Genomic DNA, 25065 nt, shown 5'->3' with positions numbered 1-25065 from the left:
GTTAATCGTCGGTGAGGGTAACACCAATTCCGCCAACCAGGGTTGATGAAATGTTGTAAAGGACCGCCGAAAGCATCGCCAGAGCGGTCAAAAGCACCACGTTCACCACCGCGATGATTGTTGCGAAAGAGACCACTTGGCCCAGGGAGGCGAACTGGCGAAGGTCAAAACCGCCACTTTCGGTGCCGGCTATTTCGCGAAGCAGATCATTCACGCCATCGAAAATTCCGGTGAGATCCAAAACCGTCCAAATGACAATGGCCGCGACAACCGTGACAATACCCAGGGCTACGGACAGGAGGAATGACATCTTCAGCACAGACCAAGGGTCAACCTTACTGACCAGGAGTCTCGCCTTGCGGGCCTTGGCCTTGGGCGCTGGTTTCACCAGACCTGGCCGGGCGCCAGCCGGTTTGGATCCTGAAGTGGCACCCGCTGGACGCTGGGGTGGCCGTGCGGGAGCATTCACGCGGGGCCCGGTGCCGGTCTGTTTGACCGATCCTCCGGCTGCCCGTGGGTTTGAGTTAGGCGAACTCACTCGGTACCTCCATTATCTGGTGACTGTGCTTCCAGCTCAGCCGTCTCTTGTGAGGTCAACGGTACTTCATCGGTTGTTGCCCCTGCGGATTCGATGCTCTCCCCCGTCACGTCAACACCCCCGTCGTCGACCGTGAGTCCCCGTTCACTGTTGCGGGCGACGGCTATGATTCGATCCTTTTTGTCAGGCTTTGCGAAGATGACACCCATCGTGTCCCGGCCCTTGGCTGGCACCCCAGTCACCGCTGAGCGCACCACCTTGCCACCACCCATCACGACCAGGACTTCGTCTTCTTCCTGGACAATCAGGGCACCCACAAGGTCTCCGCGTTCCTCCGCGAGCTTGGCAACCTTGATCCCCAGGCCGCCACGACCCTGTACCCGATACTCCTCAACCTTGGTGCGCTTCGCGAACCCACCCTCGGTCACAATGAAAACGAAGGATTCGTCAGTGACCACGTTGGCGGCCAGTAGTTCATCTTCTTCGCGGAACTTCATTCCGGTGACACCCGAAGTTGCCCGACCCATGGGCCGCAAAGCGTCGTTCGTCGCGGTAAACCGGAGGGACTGACCCTTCCTGGAAACGAGCATCATATCGTCGCTCTCGGAGACCAGCTGCGCGGAGACCAGTTCGTCGCCGTCGCGCAGGTTGATCGCGATCACTCCGGCCGTCCGGTTGGTGTCGTAATCCTCAAGTCTGGTCTTCTTCGCGAGTCCGCGCTTGGTTGCCAACACCAGATAAGGGGACTGCTGGTAATCCCGGAGATCGAGCACCTGTGCAATCGATTCGTCGGGTTGGAACGCCAGCAGATTCGCGACATGCTGACCCTTCGCGTCGCGCCCAGCCTCAACCAACTCGTAAGCCTTCGCCCGATACACCCGTCCCAGGTTGGTGAAGAAAAGTAGCCAGTGGTGGGTGGTAGTGACGAAGAAGTGCTCGACTACGTCGTCGCCGCGTAGTTGTGCTCCCTTGATGCCCTTCCCGCCGCGGGCTTGCTGGCGGTAGTTGTCACTACGGGTCCGCTTCACATAGCCGCCGCGGGTGATGGTGACGACCATCTCCTCTTCAGGGATCAGATCTTCCATGCTCATATCCGAGTCGAAACCCATGAGGATCTCAGTGCGCCGGTCATCGCCATGCTTGTCGACTATTTCGCGGAGCTCAGTGGAGACAATATCCCGTTGCAGTTGCTTCGACGCGAGAATCTTCTGGTACTCGGTTATCTCGGCTTCGAGTTTGGCATGCTGGTCCTGGATCTTCTGACGTTCCAGGGCCGCCAGGCGACGCAGTTGCATATCCAGAATTGCCTGAGCCTGGATTTCATCGATCTCGAGCAAGCCCATGAGCCCGTTGCGGGCATCTTCGACCGTCGAGGATCGTCGGATCAGGGCGATTACCTCATCAAGTGCGTCGAGAGCCTTCAGCAGACCCCGCAGAATATGGGCCGCCTCTTCGGCCTTCCGCAACCGGTACTGGGTGCGCCGGACAATAACCTCAAGCTGGTGGGTCACCCAGTGACGAATGAAGGCATCCAGGCTCAGCGTGCGTGGCACATCGTCGACAATAGCCAGCATGTTCGCGCTGAAGTTGTCCTGCAGCTGGGTGTGTTTGTACAGGTTATTCAGGACCACCTTCGCGACGGCGTCCCGCTTGAGCACAACCACCAACCGCTGGCCGGTGCGGCCCGATGTCTCGTCACGAAGGTCGGCGATACCGTTGACCTTCCCGTCCTTGACCAGGTCGGCAATCTTGATCGCCAGATTGTCGGGGTTTGCCTGGTAGGGCAATTCGGTGACAACCAAACAGGTGCGACCCTGAATTTCCTCGACGTTGACGACAGCCCGCATGGTGATCGACCCACGGCCCGTGCGGTAGGCATCCTCGATGCCCTTATGGCCCAGGATTTGCGCTCCGGTGGGGAAATCCGGTCCTTTTATTCGCAGCAGAAGTTCTTCAAGGAGTTCTTCCTTGGTTGCCTCTGGGTTTTCGAGGTACCACTGGACGCCTGAGGCGACTTCGCGAAGGTTATGCGGTGGGATGTTGGTTGCCATGCCGACGGCGATACCCGACGATCCGTTGACCAGCAGGTTGGGGAACCGTGCCGGAAGGATGGTCGGTTCCTGGTTCTTGCCGTCATAGTTGTCCTGGAAATCGACGGTCTCCTCGTCAATATCCCGGACCATTTCCATGGCGAGCGGTGCCATCTTGGTTTCGGTGTAACGAGGCGCAGCAGCACCATCATTACCCGGCGAACCAAAGTTTCCCTGACCCAGGGCGAGCGGGTACCGCATGGTCCAGTCCTGGATGAGCCGGACCAACGCATCGTAGATGGCCGTATCACCATGCGGGTGGTACTGCCCCATGACCTCGCCCACCACGCGCGCACACTTGTTGAAGGATCGGTCCGGTCGGTAGCCGCCGTCGAACATCGCGTAGAGAACCCGCCGGTGGACGGGCTTCAGCCCGTCACGGACGTCGGGAAGCGCCCGCCCAACAATCACTGCCATCGCATAATCCAGGTACGACCGCTGCATTTCCGTCTGCAGGTCGACTTGCTCTATTCGATCGGAGAGGACCCGTCCTTCGAGGGGGAGATCGGGTGTTTCTTCGTCGCTCATACGTCAGTTCCGTTCAGTTCTAAGTGCCAAGGCGTTGGAGATGGCGATTACCGTCGATCGCCGAAACTCCCTAAATGTCGAGGAATCTAACGTCCTTCGCGTTCTGCTGGATGAAGTTCCGTCGTGATTCAACGTCTTCACCCATCAGGACCGAGAAAATCTGATCCGCTGCGGCCGCATCGTCGACCGTCACCTGAAGCAGGGTGCGATTGTCGGGGTCCATGGTGGTTTCCCAAAGCTCGGTGTAGTTCATCTCCCCGAGCCCCTTGTACCGCTGTACACCGTTGTCCTTGGGCAATCGCTGGTTGTTGGCCAAGCCCATTTTGATGACTTCATCCCTCTCACGGTCGCTGAACACGTAGGAGTGGGTCGCGTTGGACCATTTGATCCTGTAGAGCGGTGGCTGCGCCAGATAGACGTAGCCGTTCTCGATCAGGGGGCGCATATAGCGGAACAACAAGGTCAACAGCAGCGTGGTGATGTGCTGCCCATCAACGTCGGCGTCGGCCATGAGAACGATCTTGTGATAACGCGCCTTGGCGACGTCGAAATCCTCACCGATCCCGGCACCAAAGGCTGTGATCATGGCCTGGACTTCACTGTTCCCTAGCGCACGATCAAGCCTGGCTCGTTCAACGTTGAGGATCTTGCCGCGCAGCGGCAGGATGGCCTGGGTATCGGGGTTACGTCCACGGACGGCCGAACCGCCTGCAGAGTCGCCCTCGACGATGTAGATTTCAGACTTCGATGGGTCCTTCGATTGGCAGTCCTTGAGCTTTCCGGGCATCCCACCGGATTCGAGCAGACCTTTGCGTCGGGTGGATTCACGAGCCTTGCGCGCTGCGAGCCGTGCCTGCGCCGCTTGAATCGATTTGCGGATGACGTCTCTGGCAGGGCCGGGGTTCCGTTCCAACCAGTCGCCCAGCTGATCGGTGACTACGCGCTGGACAAAGCCTTTGGCTTCGGAATTCCCCAGCTTGGTCTTCGTCTGTCCTTCGAACTGTGGTTCGGAGAGCTTCACCGAGATGACCGCGGTCAGTCCTTCTCGAATATCATCACCGGTCAGGTTTTCGTCTTTTTCCTTGATGATGTTCTTGTCTCGCGCGTACCGGTTGATCAATGAAGTCATGGCCGCGCGGAAACCCTCTTCGTGGGTGCCACCCTCGTGCGTATTGATCGTGTTCGCGTAGGTGTGGACACTTTCCGAATAGGCGCTGGTCCACTGCATTGCTACTTCGACTGCGATCTTGCGGTCGGTGTCTTCGGTCTCGAATCCGATGACGTCCTCATGGATGACGTCCACACGCTTTGCCGAGTTCAGGTGATTGACGTAATCAAGCAGCCCGTTCTCGTACATGTAGTCAACCTGGCGGTGCTTCGGCGTATCCTCGCCGGAGGTCCCTGCATCCGACGTTTCAGCGATCTCCTCGGTTTCCACCTCGTCAACCCGTTCGTCGACCAGCATGATCCGAAGCCCCTTGTTGAGGAACGCCATTTGCTGGAAGCGGGCCCTTAGTGTTTCGAAGTCGAACTCCACCGTCTCAAAAATGGAGGCGTCCGGGTAGAACGTCTGGGTGGTTCCCGTTTCGGTGGTTTCAGCTCCACGGCGGAGCTCTCCTACCGGCTTTCCGCCATCAGCGAAGGACTGGTTCCAGACATACCCCTGACGCTTCACCTCGGTTTCCACCCGGGAGGACAAAGCATTGACTACGGAGATGCCTACCCCATGGAGACCGCCAGACACGGCATACCCACCACCACCGAACTTTCCGCCGGCATGCAGGATGGTCATGACGACCTCGACGGTGGGGCGTCCCTCAGTGGGGTGCATATCAACAGGGATGCCACGACCGTTATCAACCACCCGGACACCGCCATCAGCCTGTAGCGTCACCCTGATGGTGTCGCAATACCCGGCAAGAGCCTCATCGACAGAGTTGTCGACCACCTCATTCACCAGATGATGGAGGCCTCGGGGGCCGGTCGAACCGATATACATGCCGGGTCGTTTACGAACCGCTTCAAGACCCTCGAGGACGCTGATATCGCTTGCGTCGTATCCGGTGGTCCCATTTTGGGCTCCTGCAGCGGACTGCGGATTGCCCTGGGTTTTGGCGTCCAGCTCGTTGTCATTAGCCACAGGCGCTGTCGGCTCCTCAAAGGTAGGAATCTGGGTCAAAAAAGCTTCGCTGTTGACACCTGCGGAGCAGGTAACAGATCGAAGGCATCCCCTCAGGAATGCCATTTCCCATCATTCTACCTTGCCGTCGTGGACAATACCTCACTGAACAGGCCTCTAATGGCGAATAAAGCCGCATATAAGCCGTCGGGAGGGCGGCAGCTAAGGCCGGATACCTCCAGCGGGGAGTTCAGGGCCCTACACGGCGTTTACCGAACTGGCAATAGACCCATCCCTCGGAGTCCTACAGGGCCTTATCCATAGGTGTCGCGTGGCCCTCTTCCCTTGACGGACCGGCCACCTTTCCTCCAGTTGGGGGAAGCCGGCCCGAGTACCGAGATGCGGGTGACGACGCCGCTGCCCATCTCGGCATCAAACCTTTGAATTAGCATCGGGCTGATCAATCTGAGCTGTGTAGCCCAGGCAGTAGAGTCACAGCGAACGAGCACGGTACTCCCGTCAAAACTTTCGGGCCTGCAGTGCAATGCAATCTCCGGTCCGACGAGTTCATCCCACCGGGCAAGCACCGAGCCCACCGCCACTGGGGATTTCCACCCGCGTTCACTAAGCAGCCGACTAAAGACATTTCCCAACCCCTCGGGATCACGGCCCGTATAGGTGATGGACCCTGGCGCCCGCCGTTTGGGGCTTGCCACACCACGCCGTCCGGCGGGTAACCGGGTGTTTCCGCGGCTTCGTGAGGCATCGCGGACTCTGTTCAACAATGATTGCGGAGCATCCAGATAGGGTTCCCCGCCCCCAGCCTGATCGTCTTCGGGCGAGTCTTCCGGCACGGTTCCCTCCGGACGAGGGTTCCTAGGTTCCACTACTGACCAGGCCTCCCGGCACCACCTGGAACTGGTGTCCAACTAGGGATTCGGGAATATCATCGCTGACAGCAGCAGTAACCAGGACCTGTTCAGCTCCACCGACGATTGCCGCAAGTTTCTTCCGCCTACTGGCGTCCAACTCAGCGAACACATCGTCGAGAATGAGTACGGGGGTTGCTCCGGGGGTGTGGTCATCCTCAATCAAGAGATAATACGACCCCAGTCTGAGGGCGAGAGCCAGCGACCAGGTTTCACCATGTGAGGCATACCCCTTGGCAACGGTCCCACCGAGCACGAGGTCGACATCATCCCGATGGGGTCCAACGAGCGATATCCCGCGGTCAAGCTCCTTCTTCCGGTGGACCAGAAGCACTGCGATAAATTTCTCAGTCAGTTCTTCCACACTTAATGAACTCAAGGTGTCATCTTCGCTGGCACCCCCGCCGTCGTCGTCGGCTCCCGACAGGGACGACCGGTACGTCGCTACCGCAACCTTGGATCCGTCGGTGAGCTGGTGATATGCCCGCTCCAGATGCGGCTTTAGCTGACTCAGCACGACGAGTCGGGCATGCAATAACCTGGCGCCAGCTTCCGCGAGGTGCTGATCCCATACATCGAGCGTCGCTTCATGGGAGGCAGTGAACTTTCCGCTGGCCCGTGCCGATTTCAGCAATGCATTCCGCTGTTTGAGCACCCGCTCATAGTCGGCGCTAATTCCCGCCCGGTGTGGGAGCAGAGTCACCATCAGATCATCCAGAAATCGCCGCCGGTTGGAAGGATCACCTTTCACCAGTGCAAGGTCTTCTGGCGCAAAAAGTACAGTACGGAGGATGCCAGCCGCGTCGCTCGCCCTGACCGGGTTCGCACGATTTATCCGTGCGCGGTTACTCCGATCAGCGTTGATCTCAACCTCGACGCTGGTGGTTTGGGTTCCGCGAACCAGTCTTCCCCTGACCAGAGCACGCTCCGCGTTGAACGCGATCAGGGGTTTGTCTGAGCTCACCCGGTGCGAGGAAAGAGAAGCGAGATAGCCGATGGCCTCGACGATATTTGTCTTGCCTACGCCGTTGGGACCTACAAAGACTGTTACTCCCGCTTCCAGCGGCACTTCAACCTGGCTGTAGGTGCGGAAGTCCGTCAGGGACAGATGCTGAACGTACATGATGACCCACTCACGCGGATTCCTTAGGGGTGCGTACTGCATGTCCACCAAATTGGTTTCGGAGTGCAGCCACCATCTTCATCGCGGGGGCATCATCCTGGCGGGAGGAAAATCGTGCAAACAGCGCCGCAGTGATGGCGGGAACCGGAATTTCGCTGGCGATAGCTTCCTCTACAGTCCATCGTCCTTCGCCGGAGTCCTCAACATAACCGGCGATCTTACTCAGCTCCGGATCCTCGTCGAGCGCCTTGACCAGCAGGTCAAGCAACCACGATCGGACGACCGTTCCATGTTGCCAGGCCTGGAAGGTGCCATGAACATCCTTGATGATGTCTTTCGCTGCCAACAGTTCATAACCCTCCGCATAAGACTGCATCAGGCCGTATTCGATCCCGTTGTGAACCATTTTTGCGTAGTGCCCAGCGCCTACGTCACCGACGTGCACAAAGCTTTCTTCCCGGAGGCCATCCGGACGTAAGGCGTCGAAGACAGGGAGAGCCCGCTGCACATCGGCGTCGGCTCCGCCCACCATCAGCCCATAGCCATTTTCGAGGCCCCAAACGCCACCGGAAACACCACAGTCGACGAAAGCAATATTCTTTTTCGCAAGCAACGCCGCGTTCTCTTGGTCATCGGTGAAGCGTGAGTTGCCGCCATCAATCACCAGGTCCCCAGGTTCCAGCAGCTCGGCGAGATCGCGGATCACAGATTTGGTGATCTCTCCAGCGGGGACCATCACCCAGATCACGCGCGGTGTCTGGACCGCAGATACCAGACCGTCGAGAGAACCGACGTCTGAAAGATCTGGGTTTCTATCGAATCCGGTAACGGTCAGCCCTTTTCGGCGAAGCCTTTCCCGCATGTTGAAACCCATTTTGCCGAGTCCGATGAGGCCAATGTGCATTTCCGCTTCGCTTCCTGAGGACGGGGACTGGGACCTACCCGACGTTTCTGTGTCGCTGGTGAACTTATCAATTGGCCATTCGGACCGGCATCAGCAGGTATCGGTAGTCCGTACGGTCTTCCCCGGTCGCGTCTTCCTGTGCGGAGATGACCACGGGCTTCGGGGGTGTGGTGAAGGAGAACCGAACAAATTTGCTGTTGAAGGCGCCCAGGCCCTCGCTGAGATAATGCGGGTTGAAAGCGACCGTGATGTCGTCCCCATCCAAGGTGGCCTCGATTGCTTCAGAGGCCTGGGCGTCTTCGCCCGTACCCGCATCGAGGGTCACCTGTCCTGCGCTGAAGGCCATGCGGACAGCGGTATTTCGTTCGGCAACCAGCGAGACCCTGCGAACTGCCTCGACCAGCACACCGGTCTCGACAGTCGCGTGGATGGGTGTGCTTTCCGGGAACAACGCCCGAATCTTGGGGTAGTCGCCATCGACCAAGAGCGATGTAGTTCGGCGTCCCCCGCTTTCAAAGCCGATCAATTCCCGGTCGTTTGAAAGGGCAATGCTCAGATCGCCGGCACTTCCAAGGGTTTTCGCTACTTCGTTGAGTGTTTTGGCCTTTACCAGTGCGCTAGTGGAGATTCCGGGCGTTCTGGGTTTCCAGGACACTTCGCGCAGCGCGAGCCGGTATCGGTCTGTGGCAAGGAGGGTAATCAGGTCATCTTCAATTTCCATCCGCACACCCGTGAGGATGGGCAGTGTGTCATCCCGGCTTGCAGCGATGATGACCTGGGAGACGGCTTGTGAGAAAGCGTCTCCGTCGACAACTCCGCTTACTTCTGGCGGGGTCGGAAGTTCGGGATACTCACCCTCCGGCATTGTTGCCAGGTTGAATCGGCTATTGCGGCAAGTCAACGTCACCTTGGTGCCTTCAGTTTCCACCTCGACAGGGGCCGAAGGAAGGCTACGGCAGATGTCAGCCAAGAGACGCCCGGACACCAGAATGGTCCCCTCTTCAGCTACATCAGCTGGGATCTCGAGCCGCGCAGAAATTTCGTAGTCGAAACTGGCAAGGCTAAGTGTTCCACCGGCTGCCTTAATCAAGAGACCCGACAGCACCGGCACAGGCGGACGGGGGGACAAGGAACGCGCCGTCCAGGTTACGGCCTCAGCTAGAACATCCCGCTCGACTCTGAATTTCACTGAAGGGTGCCGCCTTTCTCAACATAATTCTCGGGAAGATTGCTTGGCCAACGGGGGAAAGGACTCAGCCGGAGGGCAAGGAACTACATTACTCACAGAAAGCTTAGCCTGACTGCCGCCGGGCGGTTTTCGGGAGCTCCGGGTTTGTTTGGCCGGGATCGGAGCGTGGGTGGGTGAGCGGGAAAATGTTATTTGGAAGAACCCTTGGATTTAAGGTTCGTAGTCGTAGTAACACCTGTTGAAACTGTGGATAACTGCCTCACACTACGCAGGTACAGGCAACAGCCTGTTGAGAAGTTGTGTATAGAGAAGCCTTGGAGGCGCGGGGGGTTGTGGGGAAAATCCTTGAAAGTTAGCGGGTCCACAGGCTCTGGGGGGTTGTCCTCATTAACATCGCTGTTGTTCGACCAGTTATCCACAGTTCTATCCACACCTGTTAATACCACTGGTGTAGTTAGGCGTCTTTCCGGCGATGTTTGATCCTGTTGGTCAGTTCGGTGACCTGATTGAAGATTGCGCGGCGTTCGGCCATGAGCTCACGGATCTTCCGGTCGGCGTGGATCACTGTGGTGTGATCGCGACCTCCCAGCTCCTGGCCAATCTTTGGGAGTGACATGTCGGTGAGCTCCCTGCAGAGATACATTGCGATCTGCCGCGCGGTCACGAGAGTCCGGGTACGGGATTTACTGCAGAGCTCCTCCATGCTGATCTGAAAGTAGTCGGCAGTTTGGGCCATGATCACGGCGGAGGTGATCTCTTGAGCGCCGTCGTCGGTGATGAGATCTTTGAGAACCACCTCAGCGAGTGTCACGTCCACTGGTTGACGATTCAGGCTGGCGAAGGCCGTGACGCGAATAAGCGCCCCCTCAAGTTCCCGGATATTGGTGGAGATTTTTGATGCGATGTACTCGAGCACATCGTCTGGAGCGCTCATTCCCTCACTGATCGCCTTCTTTCGGAGAATGGCGATTCTGGTTTCCAACTCCGGTGGCTGAATGTCGGTCAACAGACCCCACTCAAACCGTGATCTCATCCGTTCCTCGAACCCTGAGAGCTGTTTTGGGGGTAGATCTGAGGTGATGACCACTTGCTTGTTGTGATTGTGGAGGGCATTGAAGGTGTGGAAGAACTCTTCCTGGGTGCGGTCCTTACCGGAGAGGAACTGGATGTCGTCAATAAGGAGGATGTCGACGTTCCGGTAAGTCTGTTTGAAGCTTGTGCCCTCGTCATCGCGGATCGAGTTGATGAAGTCGTTGGTGAACTCCTCCGAATTGACGTAGCGCACCCGAATTCCTGTGTAGAGATGCCGGGCGTAATGACCGATGGCATGCAGGAGATGGGTTTTACCGAGCCCTGAGTCGCCGTAGATGAACAAGGGGTTGTAGGCCTTGGCGGGCGCCTCCGCAACAGCTACCGCTGCTGCATGGGCAAACCGGTTGGACGAACCGATCACGAAGGTATCGAAGACATACTTCGGGTTGAGACGACCGAACTCGTGAGAGTTGCTCGGCAGGGTTGGCGCGGGCTTGGCCTCTTCCCTGGCTGGTTCTGCGGTCTGTACTGGCTCGCTCTCGTCAACCTCGACAGGTGTGAGTTCGGGGTCGATAACGAAAGCGCACTGCAAATCCTCACGGAACACTTCCCGCAGCGCCTCGTCCAGGGCAGCCTTCAGGTGGGTCTGGAGAACCTCACGGGTCAGTTCGTTCGGGACTGCGACCAGGAGGGTAGTCCCGATCAACCCTTGAGCCTGGGCCAGTACAACGAATCCTCGCTGTCTGGGCGTGACCCTCTCATCGTGTTCCAGGGTGCGAATGACCTTGCGCCAGGAACTCCCTACATCATTAATCTCGTCCGGGCCCACAAATACCTCTCCACCATGTCCATCGAAAACGGCCCTCATCCACAGAGTTATGCACAGCTGGTGGATAAACGACCCTTGGGCAAGACTAGAGGATGGGTACTGGAGAAGATAGCTGGTCTACGGGGCTGAGCGGGTGTGCTTTAGGGCCCTCGCCGGCCCGTGAGATGGGGCCTTAACCAAGGTTGTCCACAGATTTGTGGATTTAGCCCTCGACCTCTCCCTGCCGCTCGGTTTGACTGGCCTGTGTGCAGTCGCCTAACGTTATGTAGTCCTATATGTCTGCATTCTGCATGCCTGCGAATTGATCGACGATCAAACAAACCCGCTGGCCTCTGCATCAGCCGCAGATATCAAAACGTCGAATCGCCAGTCTGTTCTTCCCCCTTGTAGCAACGGACCGGACGCATCCTAAGATTGTCTTGGAGTAAATACAGTGAGCAAGCGGACCTTTCAGCCGAATAACCGCCGCCGGGCTAAGAAGCACGGTTTTCGCCTTCGGATGCGCACACGCGCCGGCCGAGCCATCCTTTCAGCGCGCCGCGGCAAAGGCCGCACCGAGCTGTCAGCATAAGCAGCCCCAGCTAGCTTGAAGACGTGGGTTCGCCAGGCGATACATAACGCCACGGCAACCCGGCCGGTTCGGACACTTTGACATGTTGACTCGAATCAACAGGGTCCGAACGGCCTCCGACTTCACCTATACCGTACGTTCCGGCTCCCGCTCTGGGCGCCGGAACTTGGTGTTATATGCGGTAACTACCTCCGCAGATGAACCCAGCAGGTTCGGGTTCATCGTCTCAAAGGGCGTGGGGAACGCAGTGACACGAAACCTCGTTAAGAGGAGACTAAGACAAATGGCTGCGTCAGCCTTATCCCGGCATTCCAGTGGATTGGCGGTGGTGGTTCGAGCGCTGCCGCCTGCCGCTGATGCAACCTGGAGTCAGCTCGCTAGTGACTTCGACCGGGCACTTGATTCGGCATCCAGCAGGAAGAGAGGCAGCACATGACCACGGCTGCCTCTGGCGTTTCGCTGTTCCGTGAATTCCCCGGGAACGCGATGATCGCTGTTTTGAAGGCTTATCGGGTGGTTATTTCCCCGCTATATGGCCAGGTCTGTAGATTTTTCCCCTCCTGCTCCGCCTACGCGCTGGAAGCAGTGACGGTCCATGGAGCGGTCAAGGGCGGCAGTCTTGCCGTTCGTCGGATCTGCCGCTGCCATCCCTGGAACGACGGCGGGGTGGATCACGTGCCTGCCGGCGGAAGATCGTTCCCGGACGGAAAAATACCCAAAATTGTTGTGCTGAATCATCCTGTGATTCCCGCTGATGACGAAAGCCGCTCGGCGGCCTGAGGAGCAAATAGCTATGGACTTCTTCAATACGATCCTCTTCCCGTTCCAGTGGTTGGTGTCGTGGATCATGACGTTCTTCCACGACGGCTTCACCTTCCTCGGCATGGACGCGGCGTCTGGCTGGACCTGGACCCTGTCCATCGTGGGTCTCGTGGTGGTGATCCGTGCGGCCCTCATCCCAGTTTTCGTCAAACAGATTAAAGCTCAGCGCGGCATGCAGGCACTCCAGCCTGATCTGAGGAAACTGCAGAAGAAATACAAGGGTAAAACAGACCAGCTGTCGCGGCAGGCGATGACCCAAGAGCAGATGGCGCTGTATAAGAAGCATGGCACCAACCCGTTCGCGGCCTGTCTCCCCATCCTGATCCAGATGCCGTTCTTCTTTGCACTTTTCACGGTGCTCAACGGTGTGTCCAAGGCATCCGAGACTGGGGAAACAATCGGTGCCATGACCACCGAAGAAGTCCGGCAGTTCGATGACGCATCAATATTCGGCGCACCTCTTTCGTCCACGTTCCTGGGCAGCTTTGGGGACAACGCGAACGTCAGCGTGATCATTCTGTCGGTGATCATGATTTTGGCGATGACCGGGTCACAGTTCATAACGCAAAAACAGATCATGGCGAAGAACATGTCTGAAGAGGCAATGCAAAGCCCCTTTATGCGTCAGCAAAAGCTCATGCTGTACATCCTGCCTTTGGTGTTTGGTATTGGCGGTATCAACTTTCCGATTGGCGTGCTTATTTACTGGACCACGACCAACATCTGGACGATGGCTCAGCAGTTCTATGTGATCCGAAAAATGCCCACTCCAGGGTCGCCTGCGGCGAAGGCGCTTGCCGAGCGACGTGCGAAGAAGGGGCTTCCGATGACCCCCCTGCTTGGCGAGAAGAACGCCGATCCAGCGTCTGAAGAGGTCATTGAGACCAAGGGTCAGCGCACACAGCCCCAGCGTAAGAACAGGAAGAAAAAATGACAGCTGAGAGTGCACCGGCGGACGGCGTGGAAGAAGTGGTCGACTCAGCTGGCGAGGCCGGTGATTCATCGGCAACTATCAGTCGGCTCGAGGATGAGGGTGATGTTGCAGCGGATTACCTGGAGGAGCTACTGGACATCGCCGATATCGACGGAGATATCGACATTGAGGTTCGGAACGGGCGTACCTACATCTCTATCGTCTCCGAGGATCCAGACGGTGGCGCACTAAGCGGTTTGGTTGGAAAAGATGGTGAGGTGTTGGAGGCTCTGCAGGAACTGGCTCGGCTCTCGGTTCTCACATCGACGGACAACCGGTCACGACTGGTGCTCGATATTGACGGGTTCCGTGAGGTGCGGGGCAAAGAGCTACGCACCATTGCGGTGGATGCGGTGAACAAGGCCAAGGAATCGGGCGAGGAGGTCGCCCTGGAGCCTATGTCTGCATATGAGCGCAAGATCGTTCATGATGTGGTCGCGGAGCTCGGCTCGATCAGCGAGTCGGAAGGTGAAGGGTCCGGGCGGCATATCGTTGTCTCACCGGCGGATTCCTAGGAATCCGGGAGTCGAGGCATACCTGATGGTGGAAATTAGTGAATCAGAACTTGCAGCTGCCCGATCAATCTTCGGTGACCGCCTCGGCTTGGCTGAGCGCTTCGTAGAGCATCTGGCGACGACCGGTATTGAACGTGGTCTGCTGGGACCGCGAGAGGTTCCACGGTTATGGAGCCGCCACGTCTTGAATTGTGCAGTGACTGCCGAACTGTTCCCAGCAGGGGCTGTGGTGGCAGATGTCGGCAGCGGTGCCGGATTGCCTGGCATAGCGTTGGCTATCGCCCGCCCCGACTTGTCCTTCACCCTTATCGAGCCACTCGAGCGTCGTGTCACCTGGCTCAATGAGGTAGTCGCCGATCTAGGTCTTGACAATGTCAAGGTGTTTCGCGGACGCGCGGAGGAGGCTGTAGGGAAGGTCTCGGCAACCGTCGTTACTGCTCGGGCCGTATCCGCGCTGGGGGGCCTTGCGACAATGACGATTCCCATTCTGGCTGGAAGCGGTCAGGTGTTGGCGATCAAGGGACAAAGTGCTGCTGAGGAAGTCAAAAAGGCCGCGAAACTGATCCGGAAGCTTGGTGGCCGGAATACCTCTGTAGTACAGGTCGGTGCCGGAGTATTGGACCAACCAACTACGGTCGTCCGTATCACCGTTGGGTAGTCTGCTTACAGCCCCTTCGAATCTTCACCAATAGCGCTTGTCCCGAGGTTCGTTCGAGCCAGTGACCGGTACTCTAGAAGTAGGACCGACCCCGGAATGCTGAAAGCGAGTTATCCTGCGTGACAACAAAAGACGCTGCGAAGCGAAGTCAATCCTTGCTATCAGCAGGGTCGCAGTTAGCTGTCACTCTTGGCGAAATACAACCAGAAGTGTTTGCTGATCCGGCAAATATGGGAATTGTTTCACGTGAAACCACTTTTATGGTGTCCAGTTCCCAGGCGGCACCGGTTCCTGCCCAAACGATTACCCCTAGCGCATCACCAAGGAATGTTATGGACGCGATGGACGACAGCACACCCCTGGCACGGGAGTTGGCCAGCGAGAACCGTCGCAGGGAAAAACTGAGCGGGCGTAGCTTCCCAAACCTAGTGCTACCCGCACGTTGACGGTGAGCAATCAAAAAGGTGGCGTGGGGAAAACCACGACCACTGTCAACATTGCCGCAGCACTCGCGGCAGCGGGCCTGAATGTGCTGGTCATCGATATCGACCCTCAGGGCAATGCATCCACGGCCCTGGGGATTCCGCACCATGCAGAAGTCGACAGTATCTATGACGTGCTCATCGATGACCTCCCCCTCGGGGAAGTCGTAGTCCCGTGTCCTGATGTTCCGAAGCTCCTTTGTGCTCCTGCAACCATCCATCTTGCCGGCGCGGAGATCGAACTGGTATCGCTGGTGGCCAGGGAGCAGCGCCTGCGCCGGGCCATTGACCTCTACTCTCAGGAGCGCGAAGACCGTGGTGACGAACGGTTGGACTATGTCTTTATTGACTGTCCCCCAAGCCTGGGCCTCCTCACGGTAAACGCCTTTGTGGCCGCGAAGGAGGTTCTGATACCAATCCAGTGCGAATATTATGCATTGGAGGGTCTCAGTCAACTGCTGAAGAATATTGAGATGATCCAAAAGCACCTCAATGCTGAGTTAGTGGTATCTACAATCCTGCTGACAATGTATGACGGTAGGACAAACCTTGCAGCGCAGGTGGCTGCGGAGGTGCGAGAGCACTTTCCCAAACAGGTTTTGAAGGCCGTCGTACCGCGTTCGGTCAGGATCTCTGAGGCGCCGAGTTACCAACAGACGGTGATTACTTACGACCCGTCCTCGAGCGGTGCTCTGTCCTACCTTGAAGCAGCTTCGGAAATCGCCCTGCGCGGATAGCTAGCCTCAAGCCGTTTCACCACTTCCCGCAGTAGTGTGGGTATCAATAATCACCCGATGCGGATTGCTCTGCACTTTTGAAGGGACCTGGTCATGGTCGAAAAGCGACGCGGATTGGGACGTGGACTGGGAGCTCTCATTCCAAGCGCCCCGTCGAACGAAGAAACCTCGGGGATAGACTCTGTGACGCCGCGCAGCGGGCGGCCGGCTGATCTGTTTTTCCCATCAGCACCGCCCAGGGAGGAGGCGGAGGATTCCGTCTCGGGGTCTGCGCGTTCACAGCGACCCGCTTCTGGAATCAACAAGGATGCGCTTACGGCCTCTACCCGGGGCTCCAAACGAACGCCTGTGAAGAAAGCCACGCGGGTTCCCAAAAGGGTTGCCAGCGAAAGCGCAGCCGAGGAATCCGGAGAAGATACAGCGGTTGAGGTGCCCCCCGCGGTCGTCGAGTCTACTCCCACCTCGTCTAATCTCACGACCGAAAACATTCCCACTGTCGGTGAACCCTCCGGCCCGCTGGAAGATCAGGTGGTGGAGGTGGAGGACGCTAGCCCTTCTGTAGAGGCGGATTCAGACCGCACTCCGGAGAACGTTTCACGTGAAACAGCACCGCAGCCAGCAGACCCGAATTTGGTCGCGGTGCCTGGCGCGACATTTGCCGAGATCCCCGTGAACCTCATCCACGCGAATCGGAAACAGCCTCGAAGTGTCTTTGACGACGACGAGATGGCCGAACTTGTTAACTCAATTCGCGAAATCGGAGTGCTCCAGCCCATTGTTGTCCGCCCTTCGACGGAGGGTGGGGAACAGCCCTACGAGCTCGTCATGGGTGAACGGCGCTGGCGCGCAACCAGAGAAGCTGGCTTTGCAGTGGTGCCGGCAATCATCCGATCGACGACCGACGACGATCTCCTCAGGGATGCCCTCCTGGAGAACTTGCACCGTAGTCAACTCAATCCACTTGAAGAAGCTGCAGCATATCAGCAATTGCTGGACGATTTTGGTTGTTCTCATGACGAACTCGCAGAACGCATTGGTCGCTCGCGCCCGCAAATATCGAACACCCTCCGTCTGCTGAAGTTGCCACCGCTAGTCCAGAGGCGCCTTGCTGCTGGCGTTATCTCGGCCGGACATGCTCGGGCCTTGCTTGGATTAGGCGATCAGATTGAAATGGAGAAGCTGGCTCAGAAGATCGTCGCTGAGGGATTGTCCGTGCGCACCACGGAAGAGCTCGTCTCAATGAACGATGGGCTGCGCCGCCCGGTGAAGCCGAACACGCCACGCGCCGGAGCCCGGCATGAACGATTGGATTATCTAGCATCCTCCCTCTCAGACCGTCTTGACACCAGCGTCAAGATCACCCTGGGCGCCCGTAAGGGGAAGGTCAGCATCGAATTCGCCAGCGTCGACGACCTCAACCGCATTATGGGAGTTCTCGGTACCTCGGGGGCCTCCTAGGCCGAGATATCCGGGCTAGATATGCGCTGTTTCACGTGAAACATGTCAGCAAGGCGGTAAAGGTTGCCCAACAGAGTTGGATGTTTCGGGTAGTGCCTTGGGAATTGGGTTAGAAAAATCAAGAGATCTCCATCTGGGCGGGGCAAGACTCTGTGTGTCTCAGTGCCAATTTGCCCCCAAAATGTAGCCAGGACTTTCAGATATCAGGCGTGACAGGCCCCCTTTTGTGCAGTGGACCTCATGGACGGGCTGGATACATAGATCCGCAGGGCGGCAGGTTTCACGTGAAACAGGTCAGATTAGCCATGGTTGCCGTGTGCTGTCCATAACCTTGCTGAATCGGTAGCACTTTGCCCCTATTGTGAGCGCTGTTGTACAACGTTGCTGGTCCGGGGCAGGAATCTTCGGTTTCACGTGAAACAGCCGTCCTTTAGTCACCGATAGGCTGCACATTCGGCAGCTTCTCCCGGACTGAGACACAGAACATGAGGGTGTTCTTGTTGTGTTCGAAGCTGCCCTAGTCCAATTCGATCCACAACCAGCCGAATAGTGGGCAATGGTCATCATACGACAACTTCACGCCTCATCTCTGGCCGCGTTCGCATTCGCCGACAGTTCTTCCGCCCTGATGCAGCGTCTAGCGTTTCTGAATTGACTCCCGGTCACTTCGCTCCGAGCGCTCTGGAGTACCAAGGCGCCGCACGGTGTCGTTTCACGTGAAACGACCGTCCCCTCCGACGTTTCACGTGGACGGCAGCTAGCGAGAAGTGAGGTCTAGACGAGAAGCCCCAGAGGGTCCTTCCCCAGGGGGGAAACACAACTGCCGTAAGGGTCCCTAATATTGCCCTGCGGTTCTCCCCACACCTGACGGGATTGTTGTACCTACCCGGTGCACTGGGTTCCGCGCAGGCCGAAAGTTGCTTATCAGCGACACCTGGGGTCGCCACGCTAGCGGGAGTTCCATCATGGCTAGGGTTTCTGGCGGTTTCTGGCAGCTGGCGCCCCTTTGACTCCTATTTAGCCTGTAGCTGGCAGAGAAGATGTTTCACGTGGAACAATTGTCTTCCGGCCTGGGATGCGCAGGCTGGGTCACAACTTCGAATACGAACCAACTCAGGGACGACTGGTAGCGAGGTTTCCATGGTCGGATCTTCCCACCCCGCGTGGGAAGACATACTCGGATCGCATCGGTTCCTTCGTGATCTTTGCAGTCTTAGGAGAGCGGCGAACTCGACTTGAGCGTCCCCGCGTCAGTATCCATCCGTATTCCACCAAAAGACGGTTATTCAGCAACATTCAGTCCACTTGAGGGCGCCGCGCTAGCTATAAGGGTCGATCTACGGGTATCCGGTCGTTGCTGCACTAGCAACGACGCTTTCCGGCGTCCCGTGTGGGCCCGCCTTTCCGATGCACGGGACCGGACTGGATCCTGGCAGCAGGCATCCACTTATGCGGCATGACACGAGGCCTTCCACAGAACCGAACGTTTCACGTGGAACATTGTGGACGCCACCAAAGAATCCCGAGCCGTGACTAGTATCTGTGGTGACCTGAGTGAAGCTAGCAGTCAGCTGAAAGGTCACGGAGTCTGGTTGGAGATGTCACCCCGCGAGGCCGGAGATGTTGTGCGGAAGGCGGGGCCTGAGGTGTTTAGTTCCAGTGCCACGCGCGGGTCTAAGAGACCGGTCGATGCGGACCCGTTTGTCTCCACGGGACGCGGAGTGAGATTTCGCGTCGCGGCGCGGCACGGATCCGTTGATAGCATCTTTTGGCTACGAGAAGTCATGGGGTGGAAGGATGCCGGTCTACTTCGCTGCTGCAAGTACATTTCCTACGGGCTGCACCATATTGATCATCACGCAGCGTCCTTCAGGGTCGGCCATGTCAGTCCGACCACGTGACGTGCCTCGGCTGAAAGTCCTGCCAAGATGAGGCTATGGCTCCGGGGTCCAATTCAGTTTCACGTGAAACAGTCAGCAGGCGTGAAAAGGGCCACCACTTCGTACAGAAGTGATGGCCCCTGGAAAGAGGTGCAGGTTCGAAACGCTTCCTACTTCAGGAAGTCAGCGAATTCCTGCTCCAAAACCTGCTTTGGCTTAGCACCGATGGATTGTGCTGCAACTACGCCGTCCTTGAACACATAGACGGCCGGGATCGAAGTGATTCCATACTTCGCAGCGGTAGCCGGATTATCATCGACGTTGAGTTTGACGACATCAACCTTTTCCGAATGTTCTCCGGCAATTTCGTCGAGAATAGGCGACAACTTACGGCACGGTCCACACCATTCGGCCCAGAAGTCGACGAGCACTGGCTTTGTTGATTTCAATACATCGGCGTCGAAGGACGCGTCGGTGACTTCTCTTGCAGTCATAGCTACTCTCCTTGGGTGGTGCTGGATACGTGGGCATCTTCAGAGACCTGTTCGGCTGGCGGTGTTGGTACTTCCGCCGCCGTCTCAACCGAGTCCCCGAGGTCAGCGAGGTAATGCTCTACGTCAATTGCCGCAACACATCCTGAACCGGAGGCAGTGATGGCTTGGCGGTAGGTAGGGTCGATCACGTCGCCCGCGGCAAATACCCCGGGTATGGAGGTCTTGGATGTGCGGCCCTGGACAGCGATGGTGCCTTCTGTCGTGAGCTCGAGCACTCCCCGTACCAGGTCCACCCTAGGGTCGTTGCCGATAGCAACGAAAACCCCGGTGACCGGGAGATGCTGGGTTGAGTCGTCTACAGTGCTAGCCAGGCGCAAACCCGTTACCTTGGAGTCGCCGTCGATCCCCACAACCTCGGAGTTCCAGATGAAGCGGATCTTCTCGTGGCTCAATGCCCGATCCTGCATGATCTTGGATGCACGAAGCGAGTCCCGCCTGTGGACCACTGTGACGGAGCGAGCAAATTTCGTCAGGAAAAGGGCCTCCTCCATTGCGGAGTCACCCCCGCCAATCACTGCAATGTCCTGGTCCCTGAAGAAGAACCCGTCACAGGTTGCACACCAGCTGACGCCGTGCCCTGAAAGACGCTTCTCATCCTCAAGCCCGAGTTCACGATACTCGGAACCGGTAGACACAATGATGGATCGCGCGCTGAAAGTCTCACCTGTGCCGATGGTGACCGTCTTGACCGCGCCGGAGAGCTCAAGCGACGTCACATCTTCGAACAGTATCTCTGTGCCGAACCGTACGGCCTGCTTTTCGAACTGCTCCATCAGATCCGGTCCCATGACACCTTCAGGGAAGCCGGGATAGTTTTCCACATCCGTGGTGTTCATCAGTTCACCGCCGGCTTTGACGGAACTGGCAATCATCAGAGGCGCCAGATTCGCCCGGGCGGTGTACACGGCGGCTGTGTATCCGGCCGGTCCTGAGCCCACAATGATCACATCGTGGATCTTCTGTGGATCGGTGCTGCTGGTTCCGGTTGTGCCGGTTTCTATAGTCACGGGTTTGGTAGACCTTCCTTTGTTGACACCACTACAGGAGCCTGGGGCCCGGCTGAGCGGTCATTTATAAGAACCGCGTCAGGGTCAAGCTTATTCCGTCCGCGAAGCGCACCGCTCAACAAAAGGTGAAGTTTAGGAGACGCTGATCTCCGCTATCCGGACGCCCCAGGGGAAGATGGCCTGAACGTTGGTCAAACGCGGAAGCTGGGTGAGGTTGACAATGACGTACTGAGCGGTGGCGGGCTCGCCCTCCGCGCCTGGTGGGACAGGGATGTTGATTGTCGGCCCGGTGAAGGAGCTTTGCGCAATCTGATCTGCGCCGTCGAGGGTCGGCTCATCATTGAGGAGGACAGTGAAACTGCCACCGGAGCCGTTGAGTTGCTCGATCTGGATCTGGCTGATTGTCGACTCCTCTTCGAGTTCGACGACAAGAGCCATGTTCTGGGCCAAGCCGCCAAAAGTCTCGTTCGCGAAGACGAGGGAGCCCCAGAAACTGCCAGGATTACCATCGATAATCAGGGGAAGGTCCGCGTCAGTTTCGGCGTTCAACTCTGCATTATCGGGGACGAGGCGTGTCACATTCGCGGGGACTGGCTCAACTGCTTCCACCGTTGGTTCTGGAGTTTCCTCAGGGCCTTCGGCAGGGGTGGTTGCGACGTCGTCGGTCGGTTCCTCTTCCACCTGGGCGGTGGTGGTCTCGGCGCCCGCTAGGGGATCAGGCGAAAAGTAGTTGCTGAGCTGGTTGACGGCCAGGGCAACGACGGTCACCAGGATGATCGCGAGCACCACTCCGACGAGGACCCGGGTGTACTTCGGGTTGTTTCCCTCGTCATCGTCCTCAGCTGTGTCGTATTCGTCGTAATCTTCAGGTGCTCCGCCACCGGAGGCGGCTGCAGCAGGAAAGTGTGACGCGGCCCGGCCGGAATCGTCTGTCCGTTTTGTATCGGCGTCGTAGTCGCTCTCTGACCAGAGGGACACCTTGGGCTGGTCGCTGCCACGGGGCGCAGATGCCGGCGGCGGAGGAACCGCTGACGAAGCGGACGCCGGGTTGGCTGAGGCGGGGGTGGCAGCGTCAGCGCCGGAGGCTCCCGCAGTGACACCCGCAGCGCCAGCAGCCGCGGCACCCTTGCCGAACTTCGGCAGCCGGGCCTTCGGCAGGCGGGACTTCTTTTCGGGCTGGTCGTCGTCGTAGTAGTCGTAATCGTCGTCGTCATCGTAAGTCTCGGGTTCGGTGGAGCGGGGCCCGCCGAAGATTTCCGATCCAAGGGTATCGGTGAAAAATGGTTCGACAAACGGTGCATCCTGAGGGACAACGAGATCCAACAAGTCGGCTGGGGAGGCACGGTTGGTGACCAGATAGGTGCTCTCGTCGGTGACGCCCAGATCAAGGACCTGGATGTTCCCCGCCCGTTCACCAGTGGCCACTTCACGGGCGGTAGCGGCTATTTGGCTGGCGTTGGAAGCTGAAGCGACCAGGATGCTGACTGGCCGATTCAATACCTGGTCCATACCGTCGAGCACGAGGTCCCGGTCAGCAGAAGCCAGTACGTAGGCGGTGACCTTGTAGCGGCCTCCCAATACTGATCCGACGTCTACTGGTTGTGGCACGTGTTCCTCCCGTGGAATGAATGGATTCTCGGGCGACGAACAGCATCCTGTTCAGCGCGTGAAGTCAATTGCAGATGATTCCCACCAATGCTACCGGTCAGTACCGTGGATCCGCGGGTTTTCGGCTCGCATGCCGGTGCCGAGTTCACTTGGTGCGAGTGAATCGGGACAAGAGGGGAGCCAGGAAGTCATCCAGCTCCCTAATGCGCAGAACCTTGAGCATGAGCAGGTAGACAAGCGCCATCAGCGTGCCACAAACGGCGAGCACGCTGAAGGCGGCCAGGACCGATTGCCAGACAAAGCCTTCGATGCTGTAGCCACCGAAAAGCCAGAGCGCCCCGGTACCAACTGCAGCGGACGCCATCCCGGCGAGGACAAGCCGAACATGGACATCGTAGACGCGGCCCGCACCGTAAGAGCCGATCTTGCGCACCAGGAACGTGTGGCTGACGACGACGGCGATGATGTTGCCCAGCGAGTAGCTGACAGCCAGCAGTGGGACAATGTATTCCGGCGCAAAAGTCCCGGATATCAGTGCCAACGCCACCCCGATTACAGACAGGATGAGCTGGATGCGTAGCGGAGTCACGGCGTCCTCGGCCGCGTAGAAGACCCGGTTCAGGAAGAAGTTGGCACTGAGGAAAGGTGCCCCGATGGCCAGCAGGGAAATGAGCACGGCGTTGAGTGCTCCGTCCGGTCGGATCCCACCCGAGAACAGCATCCCCAGTGGTACTGCCAGCGCCAGGAGAACTGCCGCACCGAAAACTGTTGCTACCCCCATAATGCGAAGGCCACGTGACAGTGTCTCCTTGATTAGGGCCAAATCGTTGCGACTATGGGCCGCCGCCAGCTGATTGAACATCACCGTGGCGATAGAGAGGGCGATCACGGAATGGGGCAGGACGTACACCATTGTTCCGATGTCAAGGTTGAAGGGTCCCGCAATCTGCTGCGGCGGCACCCTGGCGAGATAGTCCGGCCGTGCTTCGGCGGCAATTGAGGCAACACGGATGTTGACCAGGTACAAGCCGTTGCCTACCAGCATGGTGATGATGGTGATGGAAGCCAGTTTGCCGGTGCGACCCAATCCCACCCCCCGCCACCCGAATGTTGGCTTGAGGCCCAGCCCGAGCCTCTTCAGCGGCCAGAAGAGAACCAATGCCTGAATGATGATCCCGAGAGTGGTACCTCCCGCGAGCAGCAGTGTCTGGGACGAGGTCCACGAGTCCGGTGTGTGCGAGCTGTCGAGTTGCGAGCCCATCAAAACAATGAAAGACACCAGCGCAGCAATTGACACGATATTGTTTGCGACCGGCGCCCACATATAGGGGCCAAAGGAGCCATTGGCGTTGAGGACCTGACCGATAATCGCGTAGAGGCCATAGAAAAAAATCTGTGGGAGGCACCAATACGCAAAAATGGTGGCTAGCGCCAGACGCTCACCCGAAAAGTCGGTGACCAGGGTCATGATCAGGGGTGCGGCGAGAGTGACCAAAGCAGTCAGGACCAGGAGGACTATGACAGCGAGGGTAATGAGGCGACTGATGAAGTCGGCTCCCCGATCAGGGTTTTGCGTAGCTTTAATAATCTGCGGCACCAGGACGGCGTTGAACACCCCGCCGGCAACCATGAGATAGATGAAATTCGGCAGGCTATTGGCTATGGAGAATGCATCCACCACCCCGCCGGAGGCGCCGAGCGCCGTCGCAAGGAGGGCCACCCGGACCAGTCCGAGCACTCGGGACACAAGGGTTCCCGCCGCCATGATGGCGCTCGAGCGCGCTGTTGTATCCGGGGCTTCAGTGGAAGAGTGCGCGCCGTCGTCGGCTGAGGTGGCAGCAGTGTCGCCAGATTGACTTGCGCGGCGGCTGGGCAGTACCCCAGCGTCCTGCACGGGGAGGGAGGCTGTGTTTGAGTCCGACATCGTTGTCTATCGTCTCACCACTGGCCCCGTGGCGATAACGCGGACTTACAGGTAGTCCGGGAGGACTTCCCGGGCCAGGTCAGCGATGCGGCGCTCATTGGGGAAGGAGAGCTTCTTTCCCAGCTCAGCCAGGGGAACCCACGCCACATCGACTGCTTCGTGGTCCGGGTCATTCTCGATGGTGAGCCGGCCACCAGTGGAGATCAGGAGATAGTGGTGAACTGTTTTATGAACGCGGTGCCCACTGACGGTGAACCAGTAATCGATACTGCCCAAGGCAGTAAGAATGCGGCCCTTGATGCCGGTTTCTTCCTCGATTTCCCGCACCGCAGCTTCGGAATTGTTTTCTCTACCTTCGGGATGACCTTTCGGAAGGCACCACTCGAGTCGGCCGCCACGGTTCAGCCGGGCAATGATCGCTACGTTGAGCTGGTCATCGGAGGTATCGACCACTATGCCGCCTGCTGACACTTCCTCGACGGTCGGCAGCGACTGGTGGACCTGGGGCGCGCCAGCACTGCCCATTGACACTGTCAACGGGGTCCGCTTGGGTGCGCTTGGAACAGGACGGTCCATGCAGTCCACTCTAACGATC

At 58.1% G+C, this 25065-nt stretch carries 20 protein-coding genes and 1 pseudogene; 8 read left to right on the top strand and 13 right to left on the bottom strand.

What is annotated here, in order from left to right; translation table 11 throughout:
* Position 1 precedes the first annotated feature (1 nt).
* The 8 genes from DDA93_RS03090 to dnaA all read right to left on the bottom strand — a co-directional run bounded on the left by DDA93_RS03090 (position 2) and on the right by dnaA (position 11281).
* Positions 2-538 carry a DUF3566 domain-containing protein gene (locus DDA93_RS03090; RefSeq protein ID WP_019482043.1) on the bottom strand — a complete coding sequence of 179 codons (537 nt, stop codon included), beginning with the start codon at positions 536-538 and terminating at the stop codon, positions 2-4.
* Positions 535-3156, bottom strand: coding sequence for a DNA gyrase subunit A (gyrA, locus tag DDA93_RS03085; RefSeq protein WP_116778033.1), 2622 nt, complete (start codon positions 3154-3156; stop codon positions 535-537). The genes DDA93_RS03090 and gyrA overlap by 4 nt, the downstream gene beginning before the upstream one ends.
* A gap of 70 nt (positions 3157-3226) precedes the next feature.
* Positions 3227-5278, bottom strand: a complete 2052-nt coding sequence (gene gyrB / locus DDA93_RS03080) for a DNA topoisomerase (ATP-hydrolyzing) subunit B (RefSeq protein ID WP_279325255.1) — start codon at positions 5276-5278, stop codon at positions 3227-3229.
* Positions 5279-5589: 311 nt separating this feature from the next.
* Positions 5590-6129 carry a DciA family protein gene (locus DDA93_RS03075; protein WP_116778031.1) on the bottom strand — a complete coding sequence of 180 codons (540 nt, stop codon included), beginning with the start codon at positions 6127-6129 and terminating at the stop codon, positions 5590-5592.
* Positions 6130-6151: 22 nt separating this feature from the next.
* Complete coding sequence (gene recF / locus DDA93_RS03070) at positions 6152-7327, bottom strand: DNA replication/repair protein RecF (RefSeq protein ID WP_116778030.1); 1176 nt, start codon at positions 7325-7327, stop codon at positions 6152-6154.
* Between the two features lie 10 nt (positions 7328-7337).
* A complete protein-coding gene (gene gnd / locus DDA93_RS03065) occupies positions 7338-8303 on the bottom strand; it encodes a phosphogluconate dehydrogenase (NAD(+)-dependent, decarboxylating) (RefSeq protein WP_347693137.1) in 966 nt (321 codons plus the stop codon).
* Complete coding sequence (gene dnaN / locus DDA93_RS03060) at positions 8299-9420, bottom strand: DNA polymerase III subunit beta (protein ID WP_024475659.1); 1122 nt, start codon at positions 9418-9420, stop codon at positions 8299-8301. Before dnaN ends, gnd begins: the two co-directional genes overlap by 5 nt.
* Before the next feature lie 454 nt (positions 9421-9874).
* Positions 9875-11281, bottom strand: coding sequence for a chromosomal replication initiator protein DnaA (dnaA, locus tag DDA93_RS03055; RefSeq protein WP_024475658.1), 1407 nt, complete (start codon positions 11279-11281; stop codon positions 9875-9877).
* A 433-nt stretch (positions 11282-11714) separates the two neighbouring features.
* On the opposite strand from dnaA, the gene rpmH reads away from it, so the two are divergent.
* The 8 genes and pseudogenes from rpmH (at position 11715) to DDA93_RS03015 (ending at position 17497) form a co-directional block, all read left to right on the top strand.
* The gene (gene rpmH / locus DDA93_RS03050; RefSeq protein WP_022892375.1) at positions 11715-11852 is read left to right on the top strand and encodes a 50S ribosomal protein L34; all 138 of its coding nucleotides are present in this window, start codon (positions 11715-11717) and stop codon (positions 11850-11852) included.
* Positions 11853-11934: 82 nt separating this feature from the next.
* Positions 11935-12288 (top strand): ribonuclease P protein component, encoded by a 354-nt coding sequence (rnpA, locus tag DDA93_RS03045; protein WP_083850837.1) that lies wholly within the window; start codon positions 11935-11937, stop codon positions 12286-12288.
* On the top strand, positions 12285-12632 hold the full coding sequence (yidD, locus tag DDA93_RS03040; RefSeq protein WP_116778028.1) for a membrane protein insertion efficiency factor YidD: 348 nt from the start codon (positions 12285-12287) through the stop codon (positions 12630-12632). Before rnpA ends, yidD begins: the two co-directional genes overlap by 4 nt.
* A gap of 13 nt (positions 12633-12645) precedes the next feature.
* The gene (yidC, locus tag DDA93_RS03035) at positions 12646-13608 is read left to right on the top strand and encodes a membrane protein insertase YidC (RefSeq protein ID WP_019482052.1); all 963 of its coding nucleotides are present in this window, start codon (positions 12646-12648) and stop codon (positions 13606-13608) included.
* Complete coding sequence (locus DDA93_RS03030) at positions 13605-14162, top strand: R3H domain-containing nucleic acid-binding protein (RefSeq protein ID WP_024475656.1); 558 nt, start codon at positions 13605-13607, stop codon at positions 14160-14162. Before yidC ends, DDA93_RS03030 begins: the two co-directional genes overlap by 4 nt.
* Before the next feature lie 25 nt (positions 14163-14187).
* Positions 14188-14820 carry a 16S rRNA (guanine(527)-N(7))-methyltransferase RsmG gene (rsmG, locus tag DDA93_RS03025; RefSeq protein WP_024475655.1) on the top strand — a complete coding sequence of 211 codons (633 nt, stop codon included), beginning with the start codon at positions 14188-14190 and terminating at the stop codon, positions 14818-14820.
* Between the two features lie 323 nt (positions 14821-15143).
* Positions 15144-16039: pseudogene (locus tag DDA93_RS03020) on the top strand (ParA family protein); the annotation flags it as partial.
* A 93-nt stretch (positions 16040-16132) separates the two neighbouring features.
* Positions 16133-17497: a ParB/RepB/Spo0J family partition protein gene (locus DDA93_RS03015; protein WP_116778026.1), complete on the top strand. Its 1365-nt coding sequence runs from the start codon at positions 16133-16135 to the stop codon at positions 17495-17497.
* Between the two features lie 2050 nt (positions 17498-19547).
* On the opposite strand, the gene trxA is transcribed toward DDA93_RS03015, so the two are convergent.
* The 5 genes from trxA to DDA93_RS02990 form a co-directional block, all read right to left on the bottom strand.
* Positions 19548-19871: a thioredoxin gene (trxA, locus tag DDA93_RS03010; protein ID WP_019482057.1), complete on the bottom strand. Its 324-nt coding sequence runs from the start codon at positions 19869-19871 to the stop codon at positions 19548-19550.
* 2 nt (positions 19872-19873) lie between these two features.
* Positions 19874-20938 (bottom strand): thioredoxin-disulfide reductase, encoded by a 1065-nt coding sequence (trxB, locus tag DDA93_RS03005; protein WP_116778025.1) that lies wholly within the window; start codon positions 20936-20938, stop codon positions 19874-19876.
* 132 nt (positions 20939-21070) lie between these two features.
* Entirely contained in the window at positions 21071-22546 is a 1476-nt protein-coding gene (locus tag DDA93_RS03000; protein WP_116778024.1) for an ABC transporter substrate-binding protein, read from the bottom strand.
* A gap of 145 nt (positions 22547-22691) precedes the next feature.
* Positions 22692-24470 carry a lipid II flippase MurJ gene (locus tag DDA93_RS02995; RefSeq protein WP_116778023.1) on the bottom strand — a complete coding sequence of 593 codons (1779 nt, stop codon included), beginning with the start codon at positions 24468-24470 and terminating at the stop codon, positions 22692-22694.
* Between the two features lie 45 nt (positions 24471-24515).
* Entirely contained in the window at positions 24516-25046 is a 531-nt protein-coding gene (locus DDA93_RS02990) for an NUDIX hydrolase (RefSeq protein WP_024475650.1), read from the bottom strand.
* Between the last annotated feature and the right edge of the window lie 19 nt (positions 25047-25065).

Origin of the sequence: Arthrobacter sp. Bz4 (genome assembly GCF_003075455.1) — a bacterium.
Lineage (GTDB): Bacteria > Actinomycetota > Actinomycetes > Actinomycetales > Micrococcaceae > Arthrobacter_D.
The sequence above is the reverse complement of the archived record's forward strand: the minus strand, read 5'-3'. Positions and strand labels throughout refer to the sequence as shown.